Source organism: Acidithiobacillus sp. TH-A36 (assembly GCF_057473445.1).
On record NZ_JBYCKP010000543.1, the window covers coordinates 1 to 6,680 of the forward strand.

Genomic DNA, 6,680 nt, shown 5'->3' on the forward strand with positions numbered 1-6,680 from the left:
GTGCATGGAAAAAACCTGTTCAGATCTTTGACGTGACCGAAGATGCGGACACGCATCTTTTGCCAAAACTGGTTTTTCATATTGAACAGGAAAACCAAAAAGGCACCTTGTCCGTCACTCTGGACCGTGCTGCAGATGCCTATGTGGTCGCCCTGGAAGAGGACGGTAAGGAATCCGTCATCCGTGAAGATTGTTATTTTGACGATCTCGGTCCGGTCATCAACGAGCTTATTGTGCATAACGATGACTGGTTGAAAGACCGTGTTGAAATCATCAAGAAGGCCGCTAAGAAGAAGGCCAGTTAATCATTACCAGATCAGCGTGACATATTCATGTCGCGCTGATTCAAATCGCTATGGAGACACTTTGATGAAAAAAGATTTTTCTGATTTGAACGAATCAGTGTTAATTGAGGATCTGGTGACTCACCAGCGCAGATTCATTAGCTTGCGTCAGACCGGAAACGGGGATTTTTACCTGGTTGTTTGGATGGATTGCGTGCCTAGTGAATCAATCAATATTTGGCTTTGGGTGGCTGTAGACCCAGACATGGCCATCCAGTATGTCACTGGCAAGATGAGTCTTTATCAGTGCATACAAATGGCCGAATTACTTGTCCGCGAAACACAAATGGACAATGGAGATTCAACATGGGAAGAAATACCCGAAGCCGAGCAGCTTCGCGGTAATCCGTTTGGCGAAAACAGCTACATTACGGACATCATGGATAGTGACGTTGATGTTGACGCGCTCGTACATTCGATAAACGATGCTTAATCAAAGCAATAAATTTTCCGAAACTCCCCAGACCATTCTGGGGTTTATCAAAACTGCGCGTAAGCAATATCAAAATACCTAGAACCAAGATATTTTGATATTCCCTACTCTTGCGGTTTATCAAGAGCGACCACCCGGAGCGTTATACCGGGGATTCCATCCGCAGGCCTTTCGGTCTGCTTTCTACCCAAAGGGTACACCTATGCCCTTTGGGGTCATGGTGTACCCCTTTTCTTAAGGAGTACGCCATGTCAGCACTTTATGATATGAAAGCATTCTATCGTTTTCTTGAGGACGCAACTATTGAAGAACTAAAGTCAAAAAAATCTGCATTATTGGATTTTATTGATGAAGCTAAAGACCACTCCACCCATGCAGATGCATGCTACTTACTGAAAAAGATAGAGGAAGAAATGCTATCTCGAATCAGTTCTGACAACCGATAATCTCAGAGCGTTTCTTTTACGCATCAGATTAATCAAACGATCGGCCTCATCAGGCCGATCTTCCAAAATAGCCAATAAAGCATTTTTCTCTATCTCACTGCCACCCTTGCGGTTTCTGATGCGCTGAGCGGCCTCACAAAATTCAAAAATTGGTTTCATGAAAACCTCACTAATGACTAAAGCAATTGTTTTACCATAACGGAGAGCATACCACAGCAACTGTCACAAACACGGTTCCTGCGGTATTCCCTACTCTTGTGGTTCATCAAGAGCGACCACCAGCAGCGTCATAGCTGGGATTCCATCAGCAGGCCATCCGGTCTGCTTTCTTACCCAACGGGGTACACCTACCCCTTTGGGGCTTTGGTGTGCCCCTTTTTCTAGGAGATACACCATGCGTAATCAATCTGCTCGCAAAATCTTTGAAAACTGGCTGAAATCATCAAAAAACGGGGCCATCTACGCCAAGATGGACGAAATTAGGTGCCAGTTCGGTACCGACAACAGCATGAACAAAGCATGCAGAACATTCCTAAAATTGTGCCGCGATGAGCTCCAGGTCCGTGAGGACTTGGGTGTTCTTCAGAGCCGCCGCCAACTCTTGGGAGGTGCAGCATGAACCGCGAATATGTGGTCACCAACCGTGAAGGCGGTCTGCTTTTCGGTCTGAACGGGACAACTCGACTATCCGGTCAGATGGCCCGTTTTGAAAACCGGGAAGAGGCCGAAAAAGCCATGGAACGGTTTAACAGCATCTGGGGAGAAAAAGAAGGTTTCTTCACAGATATTGAGGAGGTCGAAGCATGATTCCTCTTATCTTGCTGACCTGCATTGTTTCCGGCTATCTCATCAGCGTCCCGATTCGTCGGGCACTGAGCAACAAAGGCTGGATTTAAGATGTTCCCCTCGTGGGTTTACACCCACGAGGCCGGACGCGGCGCGTGGTGTTTCTTCGTTTGGGACGCCAGTTAACGCCGTTTGTCGGCAAGGAGCAAGTTATGAACTACAAGCAAATAGCTACTCATGCAGCCTATGCAGCTATTGCTGGTCTTGCTAAAATGGCCTTAACAGGCTCGGCAGATCCAGTGAGTATTACGGCTACATTTGTGCTAGGCGTAGTAGCAATTATCTTTGATATCATTGACCACAGGAGTGGAAAATGAACGATTATGAGGATTTCGCATCCAAAGTCGTCGGTAACGGCATACTGATTATCATGTTCATGGCCATTTTCTTTGGCAACACACAGGATATTGGCTATGCCGCTATGGTCGATGTTTTTATATTACTCGGGTGGCTGCTTTATATGTACATGAAGCACCCGGATCATTTCAAATCAAAAAAGTAAACCCGATGGAGCCCGCTAAAACGGGTTCCATTCTTACACTACATGCTTTGGATATGCTGGAGCAATATCATGAACATACCGGAAGGTCTAATGGTCGGCGGTGCTGCCATCATCGTTATCGCATCCATAATGGTCGGTATCGTTGCATATATAGTCAAGAGAGAAATCCGACAGCATGAAACGAATGGAATCTCCAAAGATAAACCAGACACACAAAACCAACCAAAACACTCCATAGTCATTTGTATTTTTACGGAACGCTAAGGTCATTCTAATGACTGATCTGGGCACATTCCTGGGCAACTGCATTCTTATCGTGACGGGTGTCGCCATCTTTTGCGGTAATACAGCCGACTTAGGTTATGCCGCTATTTTTGATATTATCGTCATGCTAGGCGCTTTCGCTTACGAACTGATGACCAACAAAGCATATCGCCACAGAATTAAAAACTGTTTCAAAAAATAAATTCACAGCCGATCCTTCCAGGGTACATATTCCAACCTATCCAATACTCGGCTAACCTTTCAGCCTTTTGACGTAGGCTGCACCATGGCTGCATCCAATCCAGCCATCACTAATCAGCACTTTTATCCGCTTTACCGCCCATAACGTCCCGTTTTAAGCATAAGCCCTTTCCAAAAACACCAGACGCAAGTCTTTATCAAGGTCCGCATCTTGATAAACACTTTCTTTGGCTTTTTACCACGGAACGAGGCCGTTTCCCTCGAATTCAAAGGAGCCTAATCATGTTGATTTACGCCTTAATACTCTTGTGCGTATTTGTCGCCCTGGTCACCATCGGCCACATTGCGCTACAGAAAACTTCGAATACACAAAACGCAGCGGCAGTCCCAAAACCTGCCCAAACGCCAACGGCTCCGGCGGCTACGGTACCACACACGGTCACCACAGCTGCCTATGCGCCAACCCAACCAACCCAACCAACCCAACGTTCAGCGGCTTCGAAACCCGCACCACGGCGCCGCTCTGCACCACGGAGCCCCAACAAGGCTCATCAAAAAGCACCGCGAAATGCCTCAACCAGCACCGTCTATCCAACGGAACCTCCCGCAAATATCCTGTCAGATGTTGATTTTCTACAACCCGCAGACGATGACTTCCAGGTGCTGGATGACAGTTGCCTGAACTTCGATGTGCCCGACCACATGAATATCAATCATGACAGCATGGATGAACCCAATTTCAATGTGGACGGTAGCGGCAATGATGAGGACATCTGATCGCATCATCCGCAGTGCGCATTTCATCGCCATGTTGATGGCTCTGCTTTTGCTCGGAACCGGTTTTTATTTGTTAGCCAAAACCGGTTTTTTTATCATCGACAGTATATGGCAGGCATCCTTACTGGATGTCATGACGGAAGGCACGATTGTCCGCGTTCTTGACACGATAATTATTCTCGAAATGGTCTTTGTGGTGCTTAATCTGGACCACAAGCAACACATCAATGTGGGCATGGCCCTGGATGTTGCCGCGACCATTACCATTCGGGAGTTAGTGTTGGCTATTTATTCCCAGCACCACACTGATGTCATCCTCATCATTCTACTGGCTATTACCGTTCTGGTGTCATTGCGTGTGTTGTACAGTTTCAGCAAAAGGAGGCTACCCCATGAGTAAGATGCACCTAGTCTGGTCTCCCGTGAATGCCGCCTGGATCAGTTTCTTCGGAGACAGTCCGTGTTCCATACGGGGGGAGAATTTTTTTAGTACCATTCAACAAGCGCGTGCAGCCATCAAAGCGGCCGACCTACGTCTTTATTCTGTAGCGCCGGGCACCTATTTGATAGCCAGCATGGAAGGAGGTTCAAATGCGCGTCAATCTTGAGGATAAACGTATCATCAATGGGCGTGCGGACGTCAATCAACTGGTCCCTTTCAAGTATCAGTGGGCTTGGGACAAGTATCTCGCCGCCTGTGCCAATCACTGGATGCCCCAGGAAATCCAGATGTCCCGTGATATCGCTCTCTGGAAAGATCCCAAGGGCCTCACGGACGATGAACGCCGCATTATCAAGCGTAATCTCGGATTTTTTGTGACGGCAGACAGTCTCGCCGCCAACAACATTGTCCTGGGCACCTATCGGCACATTACTGCGCCGGAATGCCGCCAGTTCATGTTGCGACAGGCTTTTGACGAAAGTATTCATACTTTCGCCTATCAATACATCGTGGAAAGTCTGGGCCTGGATGAGGGCGAGATTTTTAATATGTATCACGAGGTCCCATCGGTACGGGATAAGGATACCTTTCTCATGCCCTTCATTGATGTGCTCGCGGACCCACATTTCAAAACGGGGACTTTCGAAAACGACCAGACCATCTTGCGTTCCATCATCGTTTTTGCGGCCATCATGGAAGGTCTTTTCTTCTATGTAGGGTTCAGCCAAATTCTGGCGATGGGCCGGCAAAACAAAATGATGGGTGCTGCAGAACAGTATCAATACATTCTGCGGGATGAATCCATGCATTGTAATTTTGGCATTGACCTGGCCAATCAGTTAAAGGCCGAAAATCCACACCTATGGACGGAAGCCTTTCAGCAGGAAATTATTGGTCTGATTCGTCGCGGGGTGGAACTGGAATCGGCATATGCCGATGACACGATGCCGCGCGGCGTGCTTGGCCTGAATGCCCACGTATTCAAGGAATACGTCCAGTTCATTGGCAATCGGCGCCTGGCACAACTGGGTTTGCCTCAGCAATATCCCGGTATACAAAACCCTTTCCCGTGGATGAGTGAAATGATGGACCTGAAAAAGGAAAAGAATTTCTTTGAAACTCGGGTAACGGAATACCAGACCGGGGGATCTTTGAGCTGGGATTAATCTCCACATGCAGGGTACTGATTTTGGTACTCTGCTCGTACAGCAGGAGCTTTTATGGATGACAATTACCCTTTACAAAGCCGATTTATGTTAATCCTAAAACAACAGGATGACACAATGGATAGGGTGCTTGCGCACCATATCACGGAACAGCATGCTGCAAGCATTCTGAGTTCAAGTCTGGCATCGGTAGAAACAGAAGACGACAACATCCAGTATTTGGACGACGACGGTCGTTTTTATCCGGTAACGCTTGATATGCCACAAACATCGAGCCTGGAAGGGCCAGCGGTGGCCAATATGATAGCGAACAACCAAGTTGTTGGCTCTGTCATTTGCAGCGATTAGTTATAAATCTCACACATTCTCCCATGCGGGTGTATTCCCGTATGGGGAGACACATTCCAGTCGCATGGGTTTCTCTTCTCGCATTGTCTGGACAATGCACCAGGAGGCTAACATGGACTGGAAATATGCAGCACGTCGCCTTTCGAATGATTTAGTTCGCGTTGCCAATGGTTCCGCTGCTGTAATTTTTGCTGCTGGCTGGTTTTCCAATACCAAGGAATCAGCCGTTTTTGCAGCCGCCGCATGGATTCTCATCCGTACTTGCGCCTACTTCCTGGATGCCTGGACAGGCCAAGCTCCCTAAAATAAATCGTGTGCCCCATATGCTATAATGAGGTCAACATGTTTTATAAAAGGGAATTGCAAAATATGGATACATTTAATGCGCTGCTCTATGCTACATTCATTCTTTGCGGATGGTCAGTCTGTATGACTATTTTTGTCATATACATGGGTGAACGCGAAGAAAGGCAAAAGAGGAAATCACAGAACGGAGCTAAGTAACATGGCTCTTTCATTCATTATCCGGCGGCGAAAGCTGCTTTTATAAATAAGCACACATTCTTTTAGGATTGTGTGCTTTTCTTTGTGAGTGAAACAAAGAAAAGCACATTAACCTTTCTGGTACCCCGTACCCCGGCGCTCACGGTTATCGGGCCATTCAAACTGCAGAAATTTCTCTGCACTCTTACCCTTGCGGGATTAGGCCCGCCTGGGCCACCCGCTCCTTATAAGGAGCCTTGTCATGTTGCACACGCAATCTTTCCAACGTACCACCCCGATTCATTTTGTCGAAATGGATACGGAGGTCCCTCAAGAAATCAGCATGGATGCTGGCTTCATTCACACCGTCATTTTTTCCAGTGAGGCTTTTGCGCTGATTCGCTGGCGTCCTGGGGAAGACTCCAAAA

Annotated in this window: 15 protein-coding genes; all 15 read left to right on the forward strand. The window is 47.3% G+C overall.

What is annotated here, in order from left to right; translation table 11 throughout:
• On the forward strand, positions 1-305 hold a 305-nt coding region (locus AC2VLY_RS13830; protein ID WP_486922476.1), incomplete at its 5' end, for a hypothetical protein.
• 64 nt (positions 306-369) lie between these two features.
• Positions 370-777 carry a hypothetical protein gene (locus AC2VLY_RS13835; RefSeq protein ID WP_031572247.1) on the forward strand — a complete coding sequence of 136 codons (408 nt, stop codon included), beginning with the start codon at positions 370-372 and terminating at the stop codon, positions 775-777.
• A 248-nt stretch (positions 778-1,025) separates the two neighbouring features.
• Positions 1,026-1,223 carry a hypothetical protein gene (locus AC2VLY_RS13840; protein ID WP_486922477.1) on the forward strand — a complete coding sequence of 66 codons (198 nt, stop codon included), beginning with the start codon at positions 1,026-1,028 and terminating at the stop codon, positions 1,221-1,223.
• 394 nt (positions 1,224-1,617) lie between these two features.
• Positions 1,618-1,842, forward strand: a complete 225-nt coding sequence (locus AC2VLY_RS13845; protein WP_486892308.1) for a hypothetical protein — start codon at positions 1,618-1,620, stop codon at positions 1,840-1,842.
• Complete coding sequence (locus tag AC2VLY_RS13850) at positions 1,839-2,030, forward strand: hypothetical protein (RefSeq protein ID WP_486892307.1); 192 nt, start codon at positions 1,839-1,841, stop codon at positions 2,028-2,030. Before AC2VLY_RS13845 ends, AC2VLY_RS13850 begins: the two co-directional genes overlap by 4 nt.
• 191 nt (positions 2,031-2,221) lie before the next feature.
• Complete coding sequence (locus AC2VLY_RS13855; RefSeq protein ID WP_153940737.1) at positions 2,222-2,386, forward strand: hypothetical protein; 165 nt, start codon at positions 2,222-2,224, stop codon at positions 2,384-2,386.
• Positions 2,383-2,571 (forward strand): hypothetical protein, encoded by a 189-nt coding sequence (locus AC2VLY_RS13860; RefSeq protein WP_024895237.1) that lies wholly within the window; start codon positions 2,383-2,385, stop codon positions 2,569-2,571. Before AC2VLY_RS13855 ends, AC2VLY_RS13860 begins: the two co-directional genes overlap by 4 nt.
• 69 nt (positions 2,572-2,640) lie before the next feature.
• The gene (locus tag AC2VLY_RS13865; RefSeq protein WP_486892306.1) at positions 2,641-2,835 is read left to right on the forward strand and encodes a hypothetical protein; all 195 of its coding nucleotides are present in this window, start codon (positions 2,641-2,643) and stop codon (positions 2,833-2,835) included.
• Positions 2,836-2,845: 10 nt separating this feature from the next.
• On the forward strand, positions 2,846-3,037 hold the full coding sequence (locus tag AC2VLY_RS13870) for a hypothetical protein (protein WP_486892305.1): 192 nt from the start codon (positions 2,846-2,848) through the stop codon (positions 3,035-3,037).
• Between the two features lie 281 nt (positions 3,038-3,318).
• Positions 3,319-3,813, forward strand: coding sequence for a hypothetical protein (locus AC2VLY_RS13875; protein WP_486892304.1), 495 nt, complete (start codon positions 3,319-3,321; stop codon positions 3,811-3,813).
• Complete coding sequence (locus AC2VLY_RS13880; protein WP_486892303.1) at positions 3,797-4,213, forward strand: hypothetical protein; 417 nt, start codon at positions 3,797-3,799, stop codon at positions 4,211-4,213. The genes AC2VLY_RS13875 and AC2VLY_RS13880 overlap by 17 nt, the downstream gene beginning before the upstream one ends.
• Positions 4,206-4,421 (forward strand): hypothetical protein, encoded by a 216-nt coding sequence (locus AC2VLY_RS13885; protein WP_486892302.1) that lies wholly within the window; start codon positions 4,206-4,208, stop codon positions 4,419-4,421. The genes AC2VLY_RS13880 and AC2VLY_RS13885 overlap by 8 nt, the downstream gene beginning before the upstream one ends.
• Positions 4,405-5,421 (forward strand): ribonucleotide-diphosphate reductase subunit beta, encoded by a 1,017-nt coding sequence (locus AC2VLY_RS13890; RefSeq protein ID WP_486892301.1) that lies wholly within the window; start codon positions 4,405-4,407, stop codon positions 5,419-5,421. The genes AC2VLY_RS13885 and AC2VLY_RS13890 overlap by 17 nt, the downstream gene beginning before the upstream one ends.
• Positions 5,422-5,475: 54 nt before the next feature.
• On the forward strand, positions 5,476-5,769 hold the full coding sequence (locus AC2VLY_RS13895) for a hypothetical protein (protein ID WP_486892300.1): 294 nt from the start codon (positions 5,476-5,478) through the stop codon (positions 5,767-5,769).
• A gap of 112 nt (positions 5,770-5,881) precedes the next feature.
• Positions 5,882-6,073, forward strand: coding sequence for a hypothetical protein (locus AC2VLY_RS13900; protein ID WP_486892299.1), 192 nt, complete (start codon positions 5,882-5,884; stop codon positions 6,071-6,073).
• The last annotated feature ends 607 nt before the right edge of the window (positions 6,074-6,680 follow it).

Coding starts and splice junctions, on each gene's coding strand:
- AC2VLY_RS13835 (WP_031572247.1), top strand. CDS start 370: ATGAAAAAAGATTTTTCTGATTTGAACGAATCAGTGTTAATTGAGGAT.
- AC2VLY_RS13840 (WP_486922477.1), top strand. CDS start 1,026: ATGTCAGCACTTTATGATATGAAAGCATTCTATCGTTTTCTTGAGGAC.
- AC2VLY_RS13845 (WP_486892308.1), top strand. CDS start 1,618: ATGCGTAATCAATCTGCTCGCAAAATCTTTGAAAACTGGCTGAAATCA.
- AC2VLY_RS13850 (WP_486892307.1), top strand. CDS start 1,839: ATGAACCGCGAATATGTGGTCACCAACCGTGAAGGCGGTCTGCTTTTC.
- AC2VLY_RS13855 (WP_153940737.1), top strand. CDS start 2,222: ATGAACTACAAGCAAATAGCTACTCATGCAGCCTATGCAGCTATTGCT.
- AC2VLY_RS13860 (WP_024895237.1), top strand. CDS start 2,383: ATGAACGATTATGAGGATTTCGCATCCAAAGTCGTCGGTAACGGCATA.
- AC2VLY_RS13865 (WP_486892306.1), top strand. CDS start 2,641: ATGAACATACCGGAAGGTCTAATGGTCGGCGGTGCTGCCATCATCGTT.
- AC2VLY_RS13870 (WP_486892305.1), top strand. CDS start 2,846: ATGACTGATCTGGGCACATTCCTGGGCAACTGCATTCTTATCGTGACG.
- AC2VLY_RS13875 (WP_486892304.1), top strand. CDS start 3,319: ATGTTGATTTACGCCTTAATACTCTTGTGCGTATTTGTCGCCCTGGTC.
- AC2VLY_RS13880 (WP_486892303.1), top strand. CDS start 3,797: ATGATGAGGACATCTGATCGCATCATCCGCAGTGCGCATTTCATCGCC.
- AC2VLY_RS13885 (WP_486892302.1), top strand. CDS start 4,206: ATGAGTAAGATGCACCTAGTCTGGTCTCCCGTGAATGCCGCCTGGATC.
- AC2VLY_RS13890 (WP_486892301.1), top strand. CDS start 4,405: ATGCGCGTCAATCTTGAGGATAAACGTATCATCAATGGGCGTGCGGAC.
- AC2VLY_RS13895 (WP_486892300.1), top strand. CDS start 5,476: ATGGATGACAATTACCCTTTACAAAGCCGATTTATGTTAATCCTAAAA.
- AC2VLY_RS13900 (WP_486892299.1), top strand. CDS start 5,882: ATGGACTGGAAATATGCAGCACGTCGCCTTTCGAATGATTTAGTTCGC.